The 22,164-nt window shown below is 68.1% G+C and carries 19 protein-coding genes and 2 tRNA genes; 17 read left to right on the top strand and 4 right to left on the bottom strand.

All coding sequences use genetic code 11. From position 1 onward, the window contains the following. Window positions 1-8: 8 nt before the first annotated feature. Window positions 9-305 (bottom strand): hypothetical protein, encoded by a 297-nt coding sequence (locus BM115_RS24635; protein ID WP_092300708.1) that lies wholly within the window; start codon window positions 303-305, stop codon window positions 9-11. A gap of 285 nt (window positions 306-590) precedes the next feature. Between BM115_RS24635 and BM115_RS24630 the strand changes: the two genes are divergently transcribed. The 14 genes from BM115_RS24630 (at window position 591) to BM115_RS24565 (ending at window position 14,273) form a co-directional block, all read left to right on the top strand. After that, complete coding sequence (locus tag BM115_RS24630; RefSeq protein WP_092300705.1) at window positions 591-1,829, top strand: GTP cyclohydrolase II; 1,239 nt, start codon at window positions 591-593, stop codon at window positions 1,827-1,829. After that, window positions 1,826-3,130: a URC4/urg3 family protein gene (locus tag BM115_RS24625; RefSeq protein WP_092300702.1), complete on the top strand. Its 1,305-nt coding sequence runs from the start codon at window positions 1,826-1,828 to the stop codon at window positions 3,128-3,130. Before BM115_RS24630 ends, BM115_RS24625 begins: the two co-directional genes overlap by 4 nt. A 102-nt stretch (window positions 3,131-3,232) precedes the next feature. Next, window positions 3,233-3,925, top strand: coding sequence for a uracil phosphoribosyltransferase (gene upp, locus BM115_RS24620; protein WP_092300699.1), 693 nt, complete (start codon window positions 3,233-3,235; stop codon window positions 3,923-3,925). After that, window positions 3,925-4,596: a TetR/AcrR family transcriptional regulator gene (locus BM115_RS24615; RefSeq protein WP_092300696.1), complete on the top strand. Its 672-nt coding sequence runs from the start codon at window positions 3,925-3,927 to the stop codon at window positions 4,594-4,596. The genes upp and BM115_RS24615 overlap by 1 nt, the downstream gene beginning before the upstream one ends. Before the next feature lie 78 nt (window positions 4,597-4,674). Continuing rightward, complete coding sequence (locus BM115_RS24610) at window positions 4,675-5,691, top strand: BMP family protein (RefSeq protein ID WP_092300693.1); 1,017 nt, start codon at window positions 4,675-4,677, stop codon at window positions 5,689-5,691. Between the two features lie 60 nt (window positions 5,692-5,751). Continuing rightward, window positions 5,752-7,308 (top strand): ABC transporter ATP-binding protein, encoded by a 1,557-nt coding sequence (locus tag BM115_RS24605; RefSeq protein WP_092300690.1) that lies wholly within the window; start codon window positions 5,752-5,754, stop codon window positions 7,306-7,308. After that, a complete protein-coding gene (locus BM115_RS24600) occupies window positions 7,298-8,389 on the top strand; it encodes an ABC transporter permease (protein ID WP_092300687.1) in 1,092 nt (363 codons plus the stop codon). The genes BM115_RS24605 and BM115_RS24600 overlap by 11 nt, the downstream gene beginning before the upstream one ends. Then, window positions 8,386-9,339, top strand: a complete 954-nt coding sequence (locus BM115_RS24595; protein ID WP_092300762.1) for an ABC transporter permease — start codon at window positions 8,386-8,388, stop codon at window positions 9,337-9,339. The genes BM115_RS24600 and BM115_RS24595 overlap by 4 nt, the downstream gene beginning before the upstream one ends. A gap of 43 nt (window positions 9,340-9,382) precedes the next feature. Then, the gene (locus BM115_RS24590) at window positions 9,383-10,657 is read left to right on the top strand and encodes an amidohydrolase family protein (RefSeq protein ID WP_092300684.1); all 1,275 of its coding nucleotides are present in this window, start codon (window positions 9,383-9,385) and stop codon (window positions 10,655-10,657) included. Between the two features lie 86 nt (window positions 10,658-10,743). Next, window positions 10,744-10,830, top strand: a tRNA-Leu gene (locus tag BM115_RS24585). 331 nt (window positions 10,831-11,161) lie between these two features. Further along, a complete protein-coding gene (locus BM115_RS24580) occupies window positions 11,162-11,935 on the top strand; it encodes a hypothetical protein (RefSeq protein WP_255370976.1) in 774 nt (257 codons plus the stop codon). A gap of 67 nt (window positions 11,936-12,002) precedes the next feature. Continuing rightward, window positions 12,003-12,079: transfer RNA gene (locus BM115_RS24575), tRNA-Arg, on the top strand. 225 nt (window positions 12,080-12,304) lie between these two features. Continuing rightward, window positions 12,305-12,646, top strand: coding sequence for a hypothetical protein (locus BM115_RS24570; protein WP_092300678.1), 342 nt, complete (start codon window positions 12,305-12,307; stop codon window positions 12,644-12,646). A 211-nt stretch (window positions 12,647-12,857) separates the two neighbouring features. Continuing rightward, window positions 12,858-14,273, top strand: coding sequence for a DUF1254 domain-containing protein (locus BM115_RS24565; protein WP_092300675.1), 1,416 nt, complete (start codon window positions 12,858-12,860; stop codon window positions 14,271-14,273). A gap of 25 nt (window positions 14,274-14,298) precedes the next feature. Here BM115_RS24565 and BM115_RS24560 read toward each other — a convergent pair whose 3' ends face one another. Together BM115_RS24560 and BM115_RS24555 are read right to left on the bottom strand one after the other, a co-directional pair. After that, window positions 14,299-16,398 carry a TonB-dependent receptor family protein gene (locus tag BM115_RS24560; RefSeq protein WP_092300671.1) on the bottom strand — a complete coding sequence of 700 codons (2,100 nt, stop codon included), beginning with the start codon at window positions 16,396-16,398 and terminating at the stop codon, window positions 14,299-14,301. A 146-nt stretch (window positions 16,399-16,544) separates the two neighbouring features. Continuing rightward, window positions 16,545-16,856: an AsnC family transcriptional regulator gene (locus BM115_RS24555; protein ID WP_092300668.1), complete on the bottom strand. Its 312-nt coding sequence runs from the start codon at window positions 16,854-16,856 to the stop codon at window positions 16,545-16,547. A 160-nt stretch (window positions 16,857-17,016) separates the two neighbouring features. Between BM115_RS24555 and BM115_RS24550 the strand changes: the two genes are divergently transcribed. Then, window positions 17,017-17,487 (top strand): Lrp/AsnC family transcriptional regulator, encoded by a 471-nt coding sequence (locus tag BM115_RS24550; protein ID WP_092300665.1) that lies wholly within the window; start codon window positions 17,017-17,019, stop codon window positions 17,485-17,487. A gap of 24 nt (window positions 17,488-17,511) precedes the next feature. Here BM115_RS24550 and BM115_RS24545 read toward each other — a convergent pair whose 3' ends face one another. Next, on the bottom strand, window positions 17,512-18,441 hold the full coding sequence (locus BM115_RS24545) for a DMT family transporter (protein WP_092300662.1): 930 nt from the start codon (window positions 18,439-18,441) through the stop codon (window positions 17,512-17,514). 135 nt (window positions 18,442-18,576) lie between these two features. On the opposite strand from BM115_RS24545, the gene BM115_RS24540 reads away from it, so the two are divergent. Both BM115_RS24540 and BM115_RS24535 read left to right on the top strand, forming a co-directional pair. Then, a complete protein-coding gene (locus BM115_RS24540; protein ID WP_092300659.1) occupies window positions 18,577-19,047 on the top strand; it encodes an Lrp/AsnC family transcriptional regulator in 471 nt (156 codons plus the stop codon). A 148-nt stretch (window positions 19,048-19,195) separates the two neighbouring features. Beyond that, window positions 19,196-22,147, top strand: coding sequence for an autotransporter family protein (locus tag BM115_RS24535; protein ID WP_092300656.1), 2,952 nt, complete (start codon window positions 19,196-19,198; stop codon window positions 22,145-22,147). The last annotated feature ends 17 nt before the right edge of the window (window positions 22,148-22,164 follow it).

Below are 22,164 nucleotides of genomic sequence, written 5' to 3'. Positions count from 1 at the left end.
TAGCGCTCTCAGCTGTATGTCGGCACCAGCGCCTTGCGCGCGGCCGGGTCCTCGATGACCCGGCGCCAGTCCGCGGGCGCCCCGTGCGACATCCCTCCCACGGGCACCATGCCCGACACCTTGCCGGACGGCAGCACACATCGCACGCGCGGCCCGGGTGCCCGCTGGGCCTCGCCGGCCTGCGCCGACACCGTCACGCAGGAGGCGGGCAGCAGGCTGGCCGATGTCCCCGCGGCATGCGCCGCCACAGGCGCCAACACGCTGAGGGATGCGGCGACTGCCGCTAAGGCGGATAGTAGTTTCATGATGTTCTCCATGCTGTGGCTGGCCCCGTCTGGGGCGCGATGCAGCCAGTATGGAAAATGCCTGTCGACCTCGACATAGCCGAAGTCCTAAATTGACCCCATCGCCCTGATGGTGCCCACCGCCTCGCCTTGGCGCGGGCAACGCACTGCCACGGTGCGTTCGGCGCAACACCTACCGTAACAACCCCACTTGGGCGATGGCACGAACGTTGCCTAGTATGGAGATACAAACCTGACCATTTGGTCAGGATTCCAGATACCGGGGCATCCGGGGAAGAGGCTGTCATGTCCGATCACATCGTCCTGACCTCGCACGCGCGCCGCGACAAGCCGGCCGAGCCGATCCACTGGGGCGCCCCCACGGCGGCCGAGCGGGGACCGGTCATCGCCAGCCTCACGGACCTCACGCGCCGCAACGTGATCGGCACCCACGCCGGGGCCTATGCGATCTATCGCGCGCTGGCGGTGGCCTCGGGCAGCCTGCAGCGCGCGCATCGGCCGGACCTGACCGACACGGCGCCGGCCGAGTCCATCGGGCCCCATGCCCAGTGGGGCGATCCGGACAAGATCGTCTCGCTCGACCCCTGGGGCCACCTCGTCTCCACCGTCTTCGCAGACCGCATCGCCGCCGGCGTGGACATCCGCCCGACCATCGCCGTCACGCGCGCCCATATCAATATGCCGGAGCTGACGGCGGCCATCGCCGCTGGCCGGCTGGTGCCCGATGGCGAGATCCTCTATCCCAATGGCGATGTGCGCGTGACCAAGGCCGCCGTGGACCCGGTCTGGTACCTGCCGGGCCTGGCGCGGCGCTTCAATATCAAGGAAAGCATCCTGCGGCGCAGCCTGTTCGAGCAGACCGGCGGCATGTTCCCGGAACTCGTCACGCGGCCCGACCTCAAGGTCTTCCTCCCCCCCATCGGTGGCATGACGCTCTATTTCTTCGGCGATGTGGCCAAGCTGGGCCAGCCGGAGACCCGCGTGGCCTGCCGCGTGCACGACGAATGCAATGGCTCGGATGTGTTCGGCTCCGACATCTGCACGTGCCGGCCCTATCTGGCGCACGGCATCGAGGTCTGTATCGAGATGGCGCAGCAGGGCGGCGTAGGCCTGGTGGTCTATAACCGAAAGGAGGGCCGCGCGTTGGGCGAGGTGACCAAGTTCCTGGTCTACAACGCGCGCAAGCGCCAGGTGGGCGGCGACCGCGCCGAAACCTACTTCGCGCGGACCGAATGCGTGGCGGGCGTGCAGGACATGCGGTTCCAGGAACTGATGCCCGACGTCTTCCACTGGCTGGGCATCCGGCGGATCGACCGCTGGGCGTCCATGAGCAATATGAAACATGGCGCGCTGACCGCGCAGGGCATCGAGGTGGTGGAGCAGGTGGCCATTCCCGAGGCGCTGATCCCGGCCGACGCGCGCGTGGAAATCGATGCAAAGGTGGCGGCGGGGTACTTCACGCGGTACACGCCGCCGGACGCCGACGAACTCGCCCTGGCAAAGGGCAGGGGGTTGAACGAATGAACCAGCATTCCGAAGGAGGGCAGGACGCACGGATCGATGGCGATGGCAGCGGCTGGCACACCCCGGTGCCGCCGGACCATCCCGCCTCGGCGCTGTTGAGCGCGGAGGCTGTGCGCAGCCGGTGCGCCATTGTGACGGAATACGTGGCGGCGGGCGACTCTGCGCTCTTTACTTGGCATCCAGACCGGGTGCACGCCGTGGCGGACTACGTGGCGGCCACCATCCGGCGCCGCTACCGCGACCTCAAGGTGCCGTATCACAGCCGCTGGCGCCATTTCGAGAGCGGCGGTCCGGGCGAGGAAAAGCTCGACCGCTGGCAGATCCTGTGCGAGCGGGCGGGCATGTCCGGCGCCGATCATTGCGAGGAACGCGCGCGCATCGGCATCGACCTGGTCATCCCGAGCGTACTGCTCGATGCCGGTGCCGGCGCTGACTGGCGCTACCGCGATCCGGCCAGCGACCTGATGCTGACCCGCTCCGAGGGCCTCGGCGTGGCCAGCTTCGATCTCTTCGCGCGCGGCGGCTTCTCCGCCGAGCATGGCGACCCCTTGCGTGCCGATGGCGAGCGGCTGGCGCGCATGGACGCCTCGACCATCGCCACCGCTTTCCAGGTGGCCGCGCACAACCCGCTGGTGGGGCTGGAAGGCCGCGCCGGCCTGCTGCGCCGGCTGGGGGAGGTGGTGCAAGCCACCCCGGCCGTCTTCGGCACGCCGGCCCGGCTCGGCAATCTGTACGACTACTTCGCCAAACATGCCGTCGATGGCCGCATCGAGGCCAGCTTCGTGCTGCGCACGCTGCTGGTGGCGCTCGGGCCGGTCTGGCCGGGCCGCGTGCAGCTCGATGGCATCTCGCTGGGCGACTGCTGGCACCATGAAGCCGCGCCCGACGGGCTGGTGCCGTTTCACAAGCTCACCCAGTGGCTGACCTATTCGCTGCTGGAGCCGCTCGAGGACGCCGGCCTCATCGTCACCGGGCTGGACGCCCTGACCGGCCTGCCCGAGTACCGCAACGGCGGCCTGCTGTTCGATTTCGAGCTGATGGTGCCGCGCAACCCCGATTTCGCGGCGGGCACGCACACGGTGGATGAGCCGGTGATCGTGGAATGGCGCGCGCTGACCGTGACCGGGCTCGACCTCGTGGCCGAAGGGGTGCGGCAGGCGCTGGGCGTCACCCAGGAGGATTTTCCGCTGGCGCGGGTGCTGGAGGGCGGCACCTGGGCCGCGGGCCGGCGCATTGCCGCGCAGCGCAGGCCGGGCGGCACGCCCCCGTTCGCGATCCAGAGCGACGGCACGGTGTTCTGACGAGAGCCTTTTACCACCCACGTTTTTGCAGGCAGCCGGGCGCGGCGGGCCAGTGGCCCGTCGTGCCTGATGAAACCAGCGAGTCGACCCAAGGAGCGCACCATGAATGACCTGTCCGCCGTGCCTACGGCCGCGCAAGCCATTGCCGATACAGAGACGTCGCCGTCAGCCATGGTGATGGTGGTCAATCACCCGCTGGTGCAGCACAAGGTCACGCTCGCGCGCAGCGAGGAAACGACTACCGATAACTTCCGCCGTCTGGTGCGAGAGATCAGCCAGCTGTTGACCTACGAGGCCACGCGCGACCTGGCGATGGAGACCATCGCCATCAAGACGCCGATCGCGCCGATGGTGTCGCCGGTGCTGTCGGGCAAGAAGCTCTGTCTGGTGTCGATCCTGCGCGCCGGCAACGGCTTCCTGGACGGCATGCTGGACCTGCTGCCCGCCGCGCGCGTTGGCCATATCGGGCTCTACCGCGACCCCGAGACGCTGGAGCCCATCGAGTACTACTTCAAGATGCCGGAAGACATCCACGAGCGCATGGTGATCGTGGTGGACCCGATGCTGGCCACGGGCAACTCCGCCATCGCGGCACTGAACCGGCTCAAGGAGGCCGGCGTGACGACCATGAAGTATGTCTGCCTGATTGCCTCCCGCCCGGGGCTCCAGGCGCTGCGCGCGGCGCACCCGGACGTGGCGATCGTCACGGCGGCCATCGACGAGCAGCTCAACGAGCACGGCTACATCGTGCCGGGGCTCGGCGACGCCGGCGACCGGCTCTACGGCACGAAGTAATGGACGCGCTGGTCGCGCCCGCCGCCCGCGAAGCGGCGGGCCGCATTCGACAGGAGAACGAGGCGCTGATCCTGCGCGCGGCGGAATACGTGTTCGCCCGCGCGGGTTTCGCCGGGGCGACGATGGCCGACATCGCCCTGCGCGCCGGCGTGCCGAAGTCGAACCTGCACTACTACTTCCGCACCAAGCAGGCGCTGTACCGCGCGGTGCTGGCCCATACGCTGCAACTGTGGCTGTCCGAGACCGACATCATCAGCGTCGACTATCCGCCCGAGGTGGCGCTGGAGCATTACATCCGCGCCAAGATGCGGCTCTCCGCCAGCCACCCGGACGCCTCGCGCGTGTTTGCCAACGAGCTGCTCCATGGCGCGCCCGAGATCGGCGGGGTGCTGCGTGAGGCACTTCGTGAGCTGGTGGCGCGCAAGTCGGGGGTGATCCGGGCTTGGATCGCCGGCGGGCAGATGGCGGCGGTGGACCCGCAGCATCTGTTCTTCACGATCTGGGCCGCCACGCAGACCTATGCCGACTTCGAAACCCAGATCTGCGCCGTGCTGGGCGTGAAGCGGCTGGACGCCCAGGACTTCCAGCAAGCCACCGAGCATCTGGTGGCCTTGCTGTTGCGCGGCTGCGGGCTCGAGCCAGCGTCCGCCCGCGCGCATGGCATGGCCTGAGGCCGATGCTGGACCAGAAAAAAAGAATTCCAACGCAGTACTCGATCACGCGCAACGACGCGAAAGGGGAGTGAAGTCATGCCTATTGAAAGCTATCGCCGCACCTGGCTGAAAGTGGCGGCGGCGGGGGCCGCGCTGGCGGGTATCGTGGCCCTCGGCGCCACGCCGCTGGCCCATGCCCAGACAAAGGTGAAGGTGGCCGCGGTGTACACGGTGCCGGTGGAGCAGCAGTGGGTCTCGCGTATCCACAAGGCGCTGAACGAAGCCAAGGCGCGCGGCGAGATCGACTATGTGTTCTCGGAAAGCGTGTCGAATGCCGACTACGAGCGCGTGCTGCGCCAGTACGCGGAGCAGGGCTCGGGGCTGATCGTGGGCGAGTCGTTCGCCGTGGAGGCCGCCGCGCGCAAGGTCGCCAAGGACTACCCGAAGGTCGGCTTCCTGATGGGCTCCTCGGGCAAGCCGCAGGCGCCGAATTTCTCGGTGTTCGACAACTACATTCAGGAGCCGTCCTATCTGACCGGCATGATCGCGGGCGGCATGACCAAGACCAACCACATCGGCATGGTCGGCGGCTATGCCATTCCCGAGGTGAACCGGCTGATGCACGCCTTCATGGAAGGCGCGCGCGAGGTGAACCCGAAGGTGAAGTTCACGGTGAGCTTCATCGGCTCCTGGTTCGATCCGCCCAAGGCCAAGGAAGCGGCCTTCGCCATGATCGACAAGGGCGCGGACGTGCTCTACGCCGAGCGCTTCGGCGTTTCCGACGCGGCCAAGGAGCGCGGCAAGCTGGCCATCGGCAACGTGATCAACACCCAGCCGCAATACCCGGCCACGGTGGTGGCCTCGGCGCTGTGGAACATGGAGCCGACGATTGGCGCCGCGCTGGCCAAGGTCAAGGCCGGCCAGTTCAAGAACGAGGACTACGGCCAGTATTCCTTGATGAAGGTCAAGGGCGCCGAGCTGGCGCCGCTGGGCACCTTCGAGGGCAAGGTGCCGGCTGACGTGATGACCAAGGTCAAGGCCAAGGAGCGCGCCATCCTCGATGGCAAGTTCACGGTCAAGGTGGTGGAAACGGAGCCGAAGTCCACGCCGTAAGGTTGGTTTTACTCCCCTCTCCCGCGTGCGGGAGAGGGGAGAACACCCACGAACATTGAAATGGCATCGCCTCCCGTCCTCCGTCTTTCCCATATCACCAAGCGTTTCGGCCCGCTGACCGCCAACGACGACATTTCGCTCGATCTCCAGCGTGGCGAGGTGCTCGCCCTGCTCGGCGAGAACGGCGCCGGCAAGAGCACGCTGGTCAATATCCTGTTCGGCCACTACGTTGCCGATGCCGGCAGCGTCGAGGTCGATGGCGCGACGCTGCCGCCCGGCAACCCGCGCGCAGCGTTGGCGGCTGGCGTGGGCATGGTCCACCAGCACTTCACGCTGGCCGACAACCTCACCGTGCTCGACAACATCCTGATCGGCACCGAGCCGCTCTGGCGCTGGCGCCAGCAGCGCGCCGCCGCGCTCGGGCGCGTTCAGGCCATCGCCCAGCGCTTCGGCCTTGCCGTCCAGCCCAACGCGCGGGTCGGCGCGCTGTCCGTGGGCGAGCGCCAGCGCGTGGAAATCGTCAAGGCGCTGTATCGCGGCGCCCGGGTGCTGATTCTCGATGAACCCACAGCCGTGCTGACGCCCCAGGAGGTGGACAGCCTGTTCACCACGCTGGCGCAATTGATCGCCGAAGGGCTGTCGGTCATTTTCATCAGCCATAAGCTCGATGAAGTGTTGCGTGTATCACATCGCGTGGCGGTGCTGCGCGGCGGCAAGCTGGTGGCGATGCGCGCGGTCGGCGAGACCAGCAAGCAGGAGCTGGCCGAACTGATGGTGGGACGGCGTGTGGAGATGCCGCGGCGCGTGGCCGTCGAGACGCCTGGGGAACTGGTCGCCACCCTGCGCCGCGCCAATGTGGCGGCGGCCGAGGGCCGCGTGGCACTGCACGATGTCACGCTGGCGCTCCATGCGGGCGAGATCGTCGGCATCGCCGGCGTGTCCGGCAACGGGCAGGTGACGCTGGCCGAGCTGATGAGCGGCATGCTCGCGCCATCGTCCGGCACGGTGACCGTGGAAGGCATCGACCTGCCGGCCGTGCCTCGGCGCTGGATTGCCGCCGGCGTGGCGCGCGTGCCCGAGGATCGCCATGCCGAAGGCGCCGTGGGCGACCTGGCCGTGTGGGAGAACGCGATTGCCGAGCAATTGGGCAACCCGGCGTTCGTGCGCGGCGGGGTGATCCGCAGCGGACCGGCGCGGCGCTTTGCGGCGGCGCTGGCCAAGAAATTCGATGTGCGCGGCGGCGGCATCGACGCCCCCACGCGCACGCTCTCCGGCGGCAATATGCAGAAGCTGATTTTGGGGCGCGCGCTGTCGGTACGCGGCGCGCAGACGCCTCGGCTGGTCATCGCCAGCCAGCCCACCTGGGGGCTGGACATCGGCGCGGTGGCCTACGTCCATCGCCAGTTGCTGGAAGCGGCGGCGGCCGGGGCCGCCGTGCTGCTGATTTCCGAGGATCTCGACGAACTGCTGTCGCTGGCCGACCGCATCGCCGTGATCCATGGCGGACGGCTGACGCCGGCCCGCGCGGCGTCCGGCTGGACGCTCGGCACGCTGGGTCTGGCCATGGCCGGCGCGGACCACGCCGCAACGCACGGGGAGGTGGCCCATGCGGCTTGAAGCACGCACCACGGTCTCGCGCACCGCGCTGGTGGCCGCGCCGTTCGGGGCCATCGTCGCCACACTTGGTATTTGTGCCGTATTGGTCGCCTGGGCCGGCGCGCCGGTCGGCAAGGCGTATTGGCTGTTGCTCGAAGGCGGCTTCGGCTCGCGCTTCGCGTGGTCGGAAACGCTGACCCGCGCCACGCCGCTGATGCTGACCGGGCTGGCCGTGGCGGTGGCGTTCCGCACGCGGCTGTTCAATATCGGCGCGGAAGGGCAGTTGTACCTGGGCGCGCTGGCGGCGGTGGCCGTGGGCGGGCAGGTGGATGGGGCTGCCGTGCCTTGGGCGGCTTCGCTCCCGAACGGGCTGCTGTTCGGCCTGATGGTGGCGGCCGGCATGCTGGCCGGCGGGTTGCTGCTGCTGGTGCCGGCACTGCTGAAGCTGCGGCTGGGGGTGGACGAGGTGGTCACCACGCTGCTGCTGAACTTTATCGTCCTGCTGGGCGTGTCGATGATGCTGGATGGACCGATGAAGGACCCGCTGGCGATGGGCTGGCCGCAGTCCGTCGCGCTGGTGCCGGAACTCGAACTGTCGCGGCTGCTGGAGCGCTCGCGCGTGCATAGCGGGCTGCTGATCGCCGTGGCGCTGGCCGTGATCCTGTGGGCGGTCAACCGCTTCACGGTGTTCGGCCTGCAGATGCGTGCGGTGGGCGCCAACGCGCGCGCGGCGGCTTTCGCGGGCATGCCGGTGACGCGCGTGACGCTGCTGGCGGCGATGCTGTCCGGCGCGCTGGCAGGGCTGGCCGGCGTGGTGGAGGTGGCGGGGCGCACCGGCTACCTGACCCTCGACATCTCGCCCGGCTACGGCTACGCCGGGGTGGTCATCGCCATGCTGGCTGGGCTGCATCCGATCGGCGTGATCGCCGCGTCGGTGTTCGTGGCGGGCGTGCTGGTGGGCGCGGACGGCATGAGCCGCGCCGTGGGCGTGCCGAATGCCATCGCCGACGTGATCGTCGCCGTGGCGCTGCTGACCATGCTGGTGGCCACGATGCTCACACGCTACCGCGTGCGGCTCGACCGCATCGGGAGGGCCGCCTGATGGAACTGCTCGATATCGTGAGCGCGGCGCCGTTCTGGGTCGCCGTGCTGCGCGTGGCCACGCCGCTGATCTTCGGCACGCTGGGCGTGCTGCTGTGCGAGCGCGCCGGGGTGCTCAACCTCGGCATCGAAGGGATCATGGTGGCCGGCGCCTTCTCCGGCTGGCTGGCGGTCTACCTCGGCGCGCCGCTCTGGGGCGGCGTGGCGGTGGCGGCGGGCGTGGGGCTGGCCTTCGGGCTGCTGCACGGCTGGCTGACCGTGTCGATGGCGCTGTCCCAGCACGTGGCGGGGCTGGGCGTGACGATGCTGGCCACCAGCGTGTCTTACTACGCCTACCGGCTGAACTTCGCGCAGGTGTCGTCGCCGCCGACGATCACCCCGTTCGCGCCGATGACGTGGTGGGCGCAGGTACCCGTCATCGGTCCCGTGATGGCCGCCGAGACAGCCCTGACGCTGCTGGCGCTGTGCATGGCGCCGCTGATCGGCTGGCTGCTCTATCGCACGCCGCTGGGGCTGGCCCTGCGCATGGTCGGCGAGAATCCGGCGGCGGCGGAGGGACAGGGTATCCGCGTGGCGGCCGTGCGGATCGGTGCGATCATGGCCGGCTCGGCGCTGATGGCCGTGGGTGGCGCCTTCCTGACGCTCTCCGCCTTCAACGCGTTCTTCTTCAATATGATCAACGGGCGCGGCTGGATCTGCGTGGCGCTGGTGGTCTTTGCCTCGTGGCGGCCGGGCCGGGCGCTGCTCGGCGCGGTGCTGTTCGCCGCGTTCGACGCCCTGCAACTGCGTCTGCAACAGGGCGGGGCGAGCCTGCCGGGGCTGCCGCCGCTGCCGTACCAGGTGTACCTGATGCTGCCCTATGTGCTGTCGATCCTGGCGCTGGTGCTGGTGGCGCGCCGCGCGGCCTATCCGCAGGCGCTGATGAAGCCGTACCGCAAGGGCGAGCGCTGATCCGGTCCCATCGCCCCCTATATATATAAGAGAGAGATTCCACATGTTCGACCTGATCCTGCGCCGCTGCAGTCTGCCCGATGGCCGTACCGACATCGACATCGGCATCGCCAACGGCAAGATCGCCGCCGTGGAGCCGCGCCTGGCCGCCACGGCGGGCGAGGAGATCGACGCCGCCGGCCAGCTCGTCACGCCGCCGTTCGTCGACGCCCACTTCCACATGGATTCGACTTTGTCCTATGGGCTGCCGCGCGTGAACCAGTCCGGCACGCTGCTCGAGGGCATCGCCCTGTGGGGCGAACTGAAGCCGCTGCTGACGCAGGAGGCCATCGTGGAGCGCGCGCTGGCCTATTGCGACTGGGCCGTGGCCAAGGGGCTGCTGGCCATCCGCTCGCACGTGGATGTCTGCGATCCGCGCCTGCTGGCTACGGAGGCGCTGCTGCACGTGCGCGAGCGCGTAAAGCCCTACCTCGACCTGCAACTGGTGGCCTTTCCGCAGGACGGCGTGCTGCGGGCGCCCGGCGCGCTGGACAACCTGCGCCGCGCGCTAGACATGGGCGTGGACGTGGTCGGCGGCATTCCGCACTTCGAGCGGACCATGGCGGACGGGGCGGCGTCCGTAAAGCTGCTGTGCGAGGAAGCCGCCGCGCGCGGCCTGCGGGTGGATATGCATTGCGACGAGAGCGACGACCCGATGTCGCGCCATATCGAGACGCTGGCCAGCGAGTCCGTGCGGCTTGGGCTGCAGGGGCGCGTCACGGGCTCGCACCTGACGTCGATGCATTCGATGGACAACTATTACGTGTCCAAGCTGCTGCCGCTGATGCGCGAGGCCGGCGTGGCGGCCATCGCCAATCCGCTGATCAACATCACGCTCCAGGGCCGGCACGACACCTACCCGAAGCGGCGCGGCATGACGCGCGTGCCGGAGCTGCTGGCGGCGGGGGTGCCGGTGGCCTTCGGGCACGACTGCGTGATGGATCCGTGGTACGGGCTCGGCACCGGAGACATGCTGGAGGTCGCCCACATGGGCCTGCACGTGGCCCAGATGACCGGGCAGGACGCCATGCGCGCCTGCTTTGCCGCCGTGACCGAGACGCCGGCCAAAATCCTCGGCCTGGACGGCTACGGCCTGGCCCCGGGCTGCCGGGCGGACCTGGTGCTGTTGCAGGCGCGCAATCCGGTGGAGGCCCTCCGCCTGCGCGCCACGCGGCTGGCCGTGCTGCGCGCCGGCAAGGTGGTGGCCCGTACCCCGGCCGCCACCGCCACGCTGACGCTGGACGGCCGGCCATCACAGGTGGACTTCCAGTTGCGCTAAGATTTTTTCGATAGCCTGTTGACAGAGGCTGACCATCGCAGCATAATCTCTTTCTTCGCAGCGCCGCAGACATGCAGCGAGACGAAGCCCAGATGGCGGAATTGGTAGACGCACTAGGTTCAGGTCCTAGCGGTGGCAACACTGTGGAGGTTCGAGTCCTCTTCTGGGCACCAATATTTAAATGGCCCCGCGAAAGCGGGGCCATTTCTATTTGTACGGAAGAAAAGGCCCCTCGGGGCCTTTTTCGTTTTCGGCGCTTGTACGATCTCTGCGGGTTTTGGCTTGCGCGGCAGTTCACACAGGCATTCACCATCGCCGGATGTTTGACCTATGCTCAAGTCTGATCGGGCATGGTCAGAAACGCCCGGCAAGGTGGTTGCCATGAGAAAGCTGGCGTTGCGTGAGAGAGAGGAGCGGTCCGGGTGCCATCCCGGATGGAAACCTTGTGCCGCGACAGACTGGGCACATCATCCGTCGCTCCGATGGTGGTTGCTCATGGCGTTGATGGCCGGCGCAGTTGTGGTCCATGCGGAGGAGGCGGACAGTTGGAACGCGCCCGCCGCCGCGTCCGCCCCTGCGCCCGGGCCCACCGGCGAAGGCGCCGCGCCGCCCGAACTCGCCAGCGGGCATCCCAAGTCCCCCGCCCAGCCCGATGCCCTCGCGCCGCCACGCATGGTGGACGGCGATGACGGTCCGGGGCTGCCCCGTCCACACTACGCTTCGCTGTCCGCGCAATCGCGGCCCGTCGACGACGCGCCGGGCCCCGGCGCCATCGATCGCCAGGTTGAGACCTATCGCGGCGCGCCCCGACCCGCCCGGTTGCACCTCGACGACGTGACCTCCGCCACCGGCTTTGTCGACAGCAGCGTGCGCAGCATGGCGTTGGCAATGAACACGCCACTGTCGCGCAACGCGGAAGGACTGACGCTGCAGTCGCGCGTGGAGATGGCCTATCGCCCCGGCATGTCGCCCGTCGGCAATAACTGGGACACCCCGCCCGGCGAGTCCAGCGCCACCGGCCTGGCCGTCCGCCTCTACGGCTCCCGCCCGACGCGCATCTCCGGCGTCTATCCCTATGTGGAAGCCGACTGGTGGCAGGACAACCGCGCCAAGACCATCAACATCAACGGCACCCGCATCGACACCGACCTGCTGCGCGGACTGCTGTCGTTCAACGTCGGCGCCCAGCGCAATTCCATCACCGGCCTGAAGGTCTGGATGAAGGGGCGCGCCGGTCGTAACCCAGGCGCAACGCTCGGCGCACGGTACCGCTGGTAACCATGCCGATTTTTTTCATCAAACGCTTGCACGAAAGGCGAATTGCGATACAATTGCGGCCTCGCGTGCGGCTGTAGCTCAGTTGGATAGAGTACTTGGCTACGAACCAAGGGGTCGTGGGTTCGAATCCTGCCAGCCGCGCCACTATTTGCAAGGAACACGGGATTGGCGTTTGCCAATCCCGTTTTTCTTTTGTCCTCGGACATCCTCCTGCAGGTCCTCCCGTTATTCGGCTTCCGCCTCGCGAAGCCGCCATCCCCCGTCCGTTCACACCATCCCGAAATCCTTCACTTCTCGCTGATCTGTCGCGTCGCTACACTGGTCGCTTAGGAAATTTCTCAGGCAGTCTCAGACATCAAGGAGAGAAGCATGAAGGCGCAGACGTGGGCATTCCCGATGGCGGCGATGACGGTGGCGGCGGGGCTGCTGATGGGGCAGGTGGGGGTGGCGTGCGCCGAGGGCGGGACGATCCGGTTCGAGGGGGCCGTCACCGCGCCGACCTGCGACATCCAGCCGCAATCCGGGGAGCGGCCGACGCTCCAGTCGCGCTGCCCGGTGCCAGGTGGTGCCGTCGTGCGGACCCTGGCGTTGCCGGCAGCCGGGGAGGGCGAGTCCGTGGGCCGTTATCACCTCAATGTCCGGCCGGCGGATGGCCCCGGTATCCCTGTCGGCACCCCCGCCGGCTATGTCGTGATCGCCACCTACCTGTAGCGCTGGGTTCCCGACCTGGCAGCCCTTGCCGGTATTCGCCCGAAGCGTGTTCGTTTCCCCCCTTAATTGGGTTGCCGGGACATTGACACGGGCGGATCGGCGGGCACATCATTCGTCCGGAAGAGATGCGCCTCCGGGGCGACAAGCGACGCTTTACCCGTCCGTTTGCCCGTCTATCCGGAAGGCCGCCAGTCCAAAGGGAAACGGGGTCATGAATCCTTCCATTCGCAATCTGGCCAGCGTGGTCGCGCTGGCCGTCCTGCTCACCGCATGTTCGTCCACCAACGAACGTGCGACCACCGCCACGGCCGTGGAGCAGCCGCCCTCCGATCAGGCCATGAAGGCCCTGTCCGCGGAGGTGTTCACGTACGGCTATCCACTCGTGCTGATGGACGTGACACGCGAGGTGATGACGGCCCGCACGCCGGCGAACACCTTCGTCCACAAGCGCAACTTCCCGGATGCCATGTTCACCGACGTGGTCAGCCCCAACGCCGATACGCTGTATTCGACGGCCTGGCTGGACCTGTCGAAGGAGCCCGTGATTCTGTCCGTGCCCGATACCGCGGGCCGCTACTACCTGATGCCGCTGATGGATGCGTGGACCAATGTCTTCGCGTCGCCGGGCAAGCGCACCTCGGGCACCAAGCGCGGCGCGTTCGCCATCGTCGGGCCGGACTGGCAGGGCACGCTGCCCAAGGGCGTGAAGGAGATTCGCTCGCCCACCGCCATGGTCTGGCTGATTGGCCGCACGCAGACCAACGGGAAGCAGGACTTCCCGAACGTGCACCGTCTCCAGGACCAGTACCGCCTGATTCCGCTTTCCGCCTGGCAGAAGGGCGCTCGCGTGGCGCCGCCGGCCGCGCCGCCGCGTGCCACGTTGATCGACACCCAGACGCCGCCCGTCGAGCAGGTAGCGGCCATGGACGCGCAGGCGTTCTTCACACGCATGGCCGACTTGCTGGAGGCCAACCCGCCGGCGCCCGAGGATGCGGCGATGGTCGGGAAAATGCGTCGGATGGGGATCGAGGCCGGCGAGCCGTTCAAGACCACCGTGCTGGAGCCGTCCACGGCGCGCGCCGTGCAGGAAGGCGCCACCGCGGCGCTGGCCGGGATTGCCGCCGAAGCGCGCAAGGGCGCGGCCGGCAGCACCGGCTGGCGCGTGACGCGTGACCTCGGCAGCTACGGCACCGACTACACCAAGCGCGCGGCCATCGCCATGGTGGGCCTGGGCGCGAACCTGCCCGAGGACGCGGTCTATCCCGCCACGCGCGCCGATGCCACGGGCCGGCCGTTCGATGGCGGCAGCCGCTACGTGCTGCATTTCGAGAAAGGGCAGTTGCCGCCGGTGAAGGCGTTCTGGTCGCTCACGCTCTATAACAACAAGCAGACGTTCGTGAACAACGCGATCCAGCGCTACGCGCTCGGCAGCCGCGACCGCCTGCGCTACAACCGCGACGGCTCGCTCGACATCTATATCCAGTACGAGCGCCCCGACGGCGCGCGCGCGACCAACTGGCTGCCGGCGCCGCCCGATGGCTTCAACCTCGTGCTGCGCGCCTACTGGCCGGACCAGGCCATGCTGGAAGGCAAGTGGGCGCCGCCGGCCGTGCAGCGCGTGAACTGACGCGCGAACCGGCGGCCCACCCCCATCAGAACTTGAACTTCACGCCCGCGTAGAACGCGCGCCCCACGCCCGGGTAGAACACCGCGGTGTTGGCGGTGCGTGCGTCGGCCACGGTGCCGAAGTCGCTGATATAGCGCTTGTCGGCCAGGTTGCGGGCATCGAGGAACAGCGTGACGCCGCGCTGGAATTCGTAGCTGGCCTGGATGCCGAACAGCACGTAGGCCGGCACCTTCATCGTGTTGGCGTAATCCACATAGGCGCCGGTCGGCACCCAGTCGATCGTTCCCGCCACCCGCAATCCCGCCACCTGGCTATACGCGAGCGTCGTGCGCAGCACGTGCTTCGGGATGCCGGCGATGCGGTTGTTGCCGTACACCGGGTCGTTGTCGAATCTGAAATCGCTGAAATTCCACAGTTGCGACACGGTGATCTTGTCGCCGGGGCCGGCCACGTTGCGCAGTACGTCGGCGCTGGCGCCCAGCTCCACGCCTTGCAGGATGGTGCGATTGGCGTTGAAGGTGGAAGCCGGTACATCGGGGCTGACCGTGTATTGCAGCAACTGGTCGCGCACGAGGGAGCGGTACACCGTCAGATCCCAGCCGAAGCGGTCCACCTGGCCGCGCGTGCCGGCCTCCAGCGTCCAGCCGCGCTGCGCGGCCAGCGGCACGAACTGGTTGGTCGCGCCGATGGTCTGGTTCAGATCGGAAAAATCCGGGACATCGGCGCTGCGCGTGATGTCGACGAAGGCCTGCACGTCCTTGCGCGGTTCCCAGAGCACGCCGAACTTCGGGTTCACCCCGCTGTAGGTGGCGCCGTCCGACTTGGCCGTGGGGCTGGCGGGCAGGCCGCCGTAGTCCTGGTACTCGCGCCGGTTGCGGTACGCCTTGGCGCCGGCCATCAGCGCCACGGTGGGCACCACGTAGAGCCGGTCTTCCAGATACGCCTCGTAGTTATACGCATCCTGCGCCGCGTTCAGCGTCTGCGCCCCCCGGCTGCCGTTCACGTTCACGTACTGGCGCGCATCGTTGTTGCCGCCGAAGAAGCGCGCGCCCGCGATCAGCTGGTTGCGCATGCCACCCAGCGTGAAATTGCCCGTGTAGCGCGGCGCAAAGCCGTACGTCCAGTAATCCTGGTCGATGACCTGGAAGATCGGGTGGTACAGGCTCTTGTGGATGACCCAGGTGCTGAAGTCGAGCTGGCCGTTGTCGAGCTTCACGGTCGTCACGTTGGCCAGCCGCTCGGTGCGCGTGTTGCGGGCCTGGTCGCCCGCCAGCGCACTGGCCGAGGCCATGCGCGGGTTGTTCAGCGCGTCGTTCAGGCTCAGGGTGCCGGGCAGCAATTGATCGACGATGTACGCGCCGAAGTAGAAGCGCGTTTCCACGGACGGGCTGAAGCGGTAGCCGAGGTTGGCGTTGAGCTGCTCGTACTGGCCGCGCTCGTGGTTCCGGTAGCCCTCCGAATGGTTCACGGTCAGGTTGGCCAGGAAGTCCCACGCGCCGATCTGGCGCGACACCTGCCCGCTCGCGCGGATCGTGCCGAAGCTGCCGCCGTCCACGCGCGCCATGTTCGGCGCCTCGGCGTTCAGGGCGGTCGGCGTGGTGAAGTTGATCGCGCCGCCCAGCGTGGTGCTGCCGTAGGCGAGGCCGTTGCCGCCCTTGTAGATCTCCGCCGCCGACAGGCCGATCGGATCGATCTGGTAGAAGTCACCGCTGCCATCGGCGAAGTTGGTCGGCACGCCGTCCTGGAGGATGTCGATGCCGCGCGTGTGGAAGCCGCGCGCCACGCCCGAGCCGCGTATCGACAGCCGCAGTTCCTGGCCGTAGCGTTCCTGGACGTAGACGCCGGGTGCATCCTTGAGCACATCCCGCAGATCGCTGGCGTAGGTGTTGGTGTACGACGCCGCGTCGACAAACCCCACCGAGCCCGCCGATTCGAACAGCGACCGGCGCTGCTGGCTGATGCTGGGCGCGGTCAGCGATCCCGCCGCCGGGGCCGTCGCGGTGACGGTGGGCAGCACGTGTTCGGGTGCGGGGTCGGGCGCGCTGGCCGCCTGGCCCAGCGCAGCCGTGGACAAGGCGGCCACGGGCAAGACTGCCGCGCGGCGCCACGGATTGGCTCGATTCATGACTTCCTCTTGGAATTTTTCCCGAGAGGATACGGCCTGGCCTGCGCGCGCACCATGTGACACAAAGACACAGCTACGCGCGCATGAGGCCGGTTTTTCGACCGATTTCTAACCTAGTTCTGATTCATGCCGCCGCCTGACCCAGGTCAGGCGGGCAGCGCCACCGGCTCGGGCAGCGTGACGGACATCAGGCCGTCGAGCCCATCGACGTCATCGCCAAATTCCGCGTCCACGATCCGCACATCGACGCCATGGCCGATGCGGCGCACGAACACGTGCAGCAGTTCCGGCACCGGCGCGCTGGCGGAGAACCGCACGCCCTGCGCAGCATTGGCGTCGAAGCGCAGCGCCTGCAGCGTCAGGCCCGTGCGGCGGGCATTGGCGAGCACCCATTCCAGGCTGCCGAAGACATCGGCGGGATCGAGTTCGAGGGCGAGGTCGAGGGTGGGAAGCGGCATGGCAGGCGGTCCGGATGTGATGCGAAAGGTGTCCGGTAAATTTACCAGCGCCGGCGGAAAATGAGCTTCTGATTTTTCTTCGATATGAGTACGGATGAAGAAGAAATCGCTGATTGTCATACAATCATCGGATGATTATTCTTCTTGAAGCGAATCCGCCATGTCGAACCTTCCCAAGCTCGATGACATCGACCGCCGCATCCTGCGCGAACTGCGCCGCGACGGGCGCATCTCCAATGCGAAGCTGGCCGAGCTGGTTGGCCTGTCCGCCACGCCGTGCTGGAACCGGGTGCGGGCGCTGGAGGAAGCAGGGGTGATCGAGAGTTACGCGGCGCTGCTGAACCAGAAGGCGCTGGGCCTGCCGGACACGGTGCTAATCGAAGTCACGCTGGACCGCCACGACGACGACATGTTCCGCCGCTTTGGCGAGGCGCTGGCCGAACTGCCGGAAGTGCTCGAAGCCCATCTGCTGACGGGCGAGTACGACTATCTGATCAAGGTGGCCGTGGCCGGCACCGAGGGCTACGAGGAATTCCTGCGCCACAAGCTCTACAAGCTGCCCGGCCTGCGGCACAGCCACTCGACCTTCGTGCTGCGCACCCTGAAGCGCGAGCCTTCAGTGCAGCCCTAGCCGTTTGCCGCGTTTTCCGAGAAATCAGCGCGGCGCAGCCAGCCTGCCCAGGCGGGGCGCCAGCGCGGTGGTAATGACGCCGAGGCCGATCAGCGCGAGGCCAATCGAAAGATCCGCGGAAATGCGCTCGTGCCAGGCCACCGCCGAGAGCAGCAGGCCGAGCAGCGGCACGCCGAGCATGGCGATGGAGGTGGCTGCCGGCGGCAGCGCCTGCGTGACATTGAGCACGACGATAAAGGTCAGCGCCGTGGCGAGCGGGCCGGTGTAGAGGATGATCGGCCAGATGTCCGCCATCGCGCCGAGATCTGGCGCGCCATCGCGGAACAGGGCCAGCAACAGCAGCGGCACCGTGGCCACCGCGCATTCCCACGGAATCATGTCCGCGCCGAGCCGCACCGCGCGGTGCGCGCGCAGATGGATGATGCTGACCGACCACGCGAGCGAGGCGCCGAGCAACATGGTCAGCCCCATCACGGTATGCAACTCCCAGTCGCCCAGCGCGGGCGCCACGATCACGGCGATGCCCGCGTAGCTGAACGCCGTGGCCAGCCATTGCAGCCGCGACGGCCGCTCGCCCAGCACCAGCGCGGACAGCGGAATCACCCAGATCGCCGTGGCGTAGGCCACCACCGAGGCCCGCCCCGGCGCCACGTACTGCAAGGCCCAGAGCGCCAGCGCCGTGAAGGCACCCATCTGCAACAACCCCACGCTGATCACCAGCGGCCATTCCTGGCGCGTGGGCAGGCGCAGCCGGCGCAGCGCGCCGAGCACCACCACGCTGATCAGCGCCGCCGAGCCGAAGCGCAGCGCCGCGAACCACAGCGGGCTGACGTGGGCCAGGCCGAGTTTCATCACGGGCCAGTTGCCGCCCCAGATGGCGACGGCCCCGATCAGGGGGAGGAATTTCTTGAGTCCGGCGGCCGGAGCGGCGCCGGCAGGAGCTTGGGCAGACATCGGGAAAGGTTCCGGAACGGGTGCGGGGTGCTGAAAAGTCTACGTCTGGTTGCGCCGCAGCAATCACCGGATACAACTGCGTTGACCTTCGATTCCAGCATAGAATGCCGTTTTTGCACGAATTGGAAGCGCAACATGCTGGACATCGATCTCGACGCCACAGATATCCGGATCCTGAGCGAATTGCAGCGCGACGGCAGCCTCACCAATGTGGAGCTGGCCAGCCGCGTGAACCTGTCGCCGTCGCCCTGTCTGGCGCGGGTCAAGCAACTGGAGAAATCGGGCGTGATCGCGCGCAAGGTCACGCTGCTGGACGCGCGCCGGCTCGGCCTCAAGGTGGTGGTGTTCATCTCGATCACGCTCGACAAGCAGCGCCGCGAGACATTGGACGAGTTCGAACGCCGCATCGCCGCGCTGCCACAGGTGATGGAGTGCTACCTGATGTCGGGCGATGCCGACTACCTGCTGCGGGTGGTGGTGGCCGACGTGGACTCGCTCGAGCGTCTGATCATCGATCAGATCACGCGCATCCCGGGCGTGGCCAGCATCCGCTCCAGCTTCGCGCTGAAGCAGGTGCTGTACAGCACGGCGCTGCCGCTGGGGTAGACATTGATGCGACTGGCATCCTGCTGCAATTTAAGGAAATGCCCATAGAAACAGGAAATGTGACTCGTGAGAATGCGCGGGCGCCCGGGAAGCCTCGCTCACAAGGCGGGGCGGACCGGCCCTTCCTACTTACTCTTCGAGTCCATTCATGCAGGTGCTACCTCCAGTGCAGGCCCGCCGACAGCGCAGGGCTGTCGGCACGCCGTTGTCCGTGATCGCCACGGCTTGTCTCGTTTTTTCCCATTCCTCAATCGCCCAGCAGGTCGTCGCCAACGGCGTTCAGGTTCAGGTCGATGATGGTCGCGCCATCGACACCGGCAGCACGGTCGGGCGGGCAGGCGCCGCGGTCCTGGCCTACGACGGCGGCATCGTCAACATCGTCGATACCAATGGCGCGGTCGCCATCGCCACGCATGGCGGCGGCGCCCATGGGCTGGTGGCGCATGGCGGCGGCGTCATCACCATGCGCGGCGGCGGCATCAGCGCCGAGCAAGGCATGGGCCTGTTTGCCTATGACGACGGCAGCCGCATCGACCTCCACAACGTACAGGTCTTCGCGGGCCAGACCTACGAAGGCGCGCGGGCCGACGACGGTGCGCGCATCGGCATCACGGGCGGCACCATCACGGCCGAAGCCGGCCATGGCGTGATGGCCTTCAGTGGCGGGGCCCGGATCGACGTGCGCGACACCACCATCAACACCAGCGGCGACCATATCAGCGCGGTGGAGGCCAACAGCGAGGCCACCGTCACCATCACGGGCGGCGTGATCAACACCAGCGGGCTGCGCGGCCACGGGCTGGAGGCGATTGGCCTGAGCCACGGCACCCTCGTCGAGGCCACCGGCACGCGCATCCGCACCACCGGCAAGGCGGCGCACGGCGCCCATGCGATGTCCGGCGCCATCAACGTGGCGCAGGCCGATATCGTCACCGGCGGGGAAGGTGCCGCCGGCGTCTGGGTGGAGGGCGTCAACGACCAGCACGACTACGTCAGCACGGCCAATATCCGGGGCGGCACCGTGCAGACGCAGGGTGCGCTCGCACACGGCCTGGGCGCGCTGTCGGGCGGCAAGCTTGAGGCCCGCGATCTGGCCGTGACGACCAAAGGGCAGCGCGCCGCAGGCGCCTTCGCCATGCACGGGGCGCAGGTGGCGCTCACCGGCGGCGCCGTGACCACCGAGGGCGCGGAAGCCTACGGCCTGTTGGCGATCGGCGAGAAACCGGGCACGACCCATCCCGCCACGCTGATCACGCACGATGTCGACATCGCCACGCACGGCGCTGACGCCCATGGCACGGTCCTGGGCGGCGCCGCCAACCTGCACCTGCATCACGGCTCGGTCACGACGCACGGCGCGGGCGCGGCGGCCCTGGTCGCCACGGCCTACGGGCAGGGCACGAGTTCAGCCCTCGTGTCCGACGCGCGGCTCGTGGCCCATCAGGGTGCGGGCATCCTTGTGGAGGGCACCACGCTGGACGCGACGCTGCGGCGCGCGACGGTATCCGGCGGCACGCACGTCATCGAACTGGTGAATGGCAACGCTGCCGCCCCGGCAACGCTGAACCTCGGCCTGGAATCGTCGACGCTGGACGGCGCGGCGCGCATCGAGGCCGGCAGCACCTTCAGCCTGTCTGTGGACCCGCAATCGACCTGGAACACCCAGGGCGATGCCGTGGTCGCCAGCCTCGCCAACAGCGGCATGGTCAACCTCGTCACCGGCACGGCCCCCGGCCACACGCTGACCGTGACGCGTGACTACACCGGCAACGGCGGTACCGTGCGGCTCGCCACGCAGATGGGCGGCGATGCATCGGCCACCGACAAGATCGTGCTCGACGGCGCGCGCGCCTCGGGCGATACCAGCCTGCTGATCCGCCATGCTGGCGGCGAAGGCGCGCAGACTGTGCAAGGCATCCGCCTCGTGGAGACGCGCAACGGCGGCGCCACGGACGCCACGGCGTTCCGCCTGAACCCCGGCTCGGACGGCTACCGGCAAGGCGTGGGATCGATCGCCGCCGGCGCCTATGACTACCAACTGCTGCGGGGCGGCGAGGGTGGCACGGCCGAAGACTGGTATCTGGTGGCGCAGGTGCGGTCCGACGGGAAGCCTGACGACGTCGATCCGCTGCCGCCGCTGCGGCCGGAGGTCGGCGCCTATCTGAACAACAAGCTCGCCGCCAGCACCCTGCTGTTCCACACCCTGCGCGACCGGGAGGGCGAGCGCACCGCCGCCGGTACCGGCGACGCCAACCGCGCAGGCCGCCACGCCTGGCTGCGCACGGTCGGCGCCACGGCCAGCCGCGACAGCGCGCTGGGCCTGACCGGCAGCGACAACCGCTACCTCGTGCATGGCGGCAGCGATGTGCTCCGCTTGCCGGTGGACAAGGGCAGCATCCATGTGGGGGTGATGGGCGCGTACGGCGGCAGCCGCAACGTGTCGAACAACGGGCCGCTGGCCGCGCACGGCAAGGTCGATGGCGTTAGCGCGGGGGTCTACGGCACCTGGTACGGCAATCGCCACACGGAAACCGGCCCCTACGTGGATGCGTGGGTCATGTATGGCGCCTATGACAATGAGGTCAACGGCGCGGGCCTGCCCTCGGAGCGCTATCGCTCGTCGAACCTCGTCACCTCCATCGAAACTGGCCACGCCTTCCCGCTCCAACGCTCGGCGGACGTGCAGACGTATCTGGAGCCGCAACTGCAGATCCTCTACGCGAACTACTGGGCGGATCGCCATGTCGAGCAGGGCGGCACCGTGGTCAGCCAGCTCTCGGAGAGCAGCATCACCACGCGGCTGGGCCTGCGCCTGCATGGCGATGTCAGCCATCCCGAGACCGCCGGCAGCCCCATCGGCATGATGCGGATGAAACCGTTTGCCGAAATCAACTGGTGGCATGGCCCCGCCACGCAGACCGCGCAGTTCGACTCGCTCGTCGTCCGCGAGGACCTGCCTGCCAACCGTCTCGAAGCCCGGGTCGGCATGCAGGGCGATGTCACGCGGCGCCTGACCGTGTGGGGCAGCATCGGCGTCGAGGCCGGCGCGCAGGACTACACGGCCGGCAAGGCGCAACTGGGCATGCGCTACCGCTGGTAAGCCCCCGCTGAGGCGGA

It is taken from the genome of Cupriavidus sp. OV096, from assembly GCF_900115455.1.
Lineage (GTDB): Bacteria > Pseudomonadota > Gammaproteobacteria > Burkholderiales > Burkholderiaceae > Cupriavidus.
Note: the sequence above shows the minus strand (reverse complement) of the source record. Positions and strands in the feature narration are given on the sequence as shown.

Bases quoted from the DNA above. Each gene is read 5' to 3' on its own strand.
- BM115_RS24635 (WP_092300708.1), bottom strand. From the start codon at position 305: ATGAAACTACTATCCGCCTTAGCGGCAGTCGCCGCATCCCTCAGCGTG.
- BM115_RS24630 (WP_092300705.1), top strand. From the start codon at position 591: ATGTCCGATCACATCGTCCTGACCTCGCACGCGCGCCGCGACAAGCCG.
- BM115_RS24625 (WP_092300702.1), top strand. From the start codon at position 1,826: ATGAACCAGCATTCCGAAGGAGGGCAGGACGCACGGATCGATGGCGAT.
- upp (WP_092300699.1), top strand. From the start codon at position 3,233: ATGAATGACCTGTCCGCCGTGCCTACGGCCGCGCAAGCCATTGCCGAT.
- BM115_RS24615 (WP_092300696.1), top strand. From the start codon at position 3,925: ATGGACGCGCTGGTCGCGCCCGCCGCCCGCGAAGCGGCGGGCCGCATT.
- BM115_RS24610 (WP_092300693.1), top strand. From the start codon at position 4,675: ATGCCTATTGAAAGCTATCGCCGCACCTGGCTGAAAGTGGCGGCGGCG.
- BM115_RS24605 (WP_092300690.1), top strand. From the start codon at position 5,752: ATGGCATCGCCTCCCGTCCTCCGTCTTTCCCATATCACCAAGCGTTTC.
- BM115_RS24600 (WP_092300687.1), top strand. From the start codon at position 7,298: ATGCGGCTTGAAGCACGCACCACGGTCTCGCGCACCGCGCTGGTGGCC.
- BM115_RS24590 (WP_092300684.1), top strand. From the start codon at position 9,383: ATGTTCGACCTGATCCTGCGCCGCTGCAGTCTGCCCGATGGCCGTACC.
- BM115_RS24580 (WP_255370976.1), top strand. From the start codon at position 11,162: ATGGCCGGCGCAGTTGTGGTCCATGCGGAGGAGGCGGACAGTTGGAAC.
- BM115_RS24570 (WP_092300678.1), top strand. From the start codon at position 12,305: ATGAAGGCGCAGACGTGGGCATTCCCGATGGCGGCGATGACGGTGGCG.
- BM115_RS24565 (WP_092300675.1), top strand. From the start codon at position 12,858: ATGAATCCTTCCATTCGCAATCTGGCCAGCGTGGTCGCGCTGGCCGTC.
- BM115_RS24560 (WP_092300671.1), bottom strand. From the start codon at position 16,398: ATGAATCGAGCCAATCCGTGGCGCCGCGCGGCAGTCTTGCCCGTGGCC.
- BM115_RS24555 (WP_092300668.1), bottom strand. From the start codon at position 16,856: ATGCCGCTTCCCACCCTCGACCTCGCCCTCGAACTCGATCCCGCCGAT.
- BM115_RS24550 (WP_092300665.1), top strand. From the start codon at position 17,017: ATGTCGAACCTTCCCAAGCTCGATGACATCGACCGCCGCATCCTGCGC.
- BM115_RS24545 (WP_092300662.1), bottom strand. From the start codon at position 18,441: ATGTCTGCCCAAGCTCCTGCCGGCGCCGCTCCGGCCGCCGGACTCAAG.
- BM115_RS24540 (WP_092300659.1), top strand. From the start codon at position 18,577: ATGCTGGACATCGATCTCGACGCCACAGATATCCGGATCCTGAGCGAA.
- BM115_RS24535 (WP_092300656.1), top strand. From the start codon at position 19,196: ATGCAGGTGCTACCTCCAGTGCAGGCCCGCCGACAGCGCAGGGCTGTC.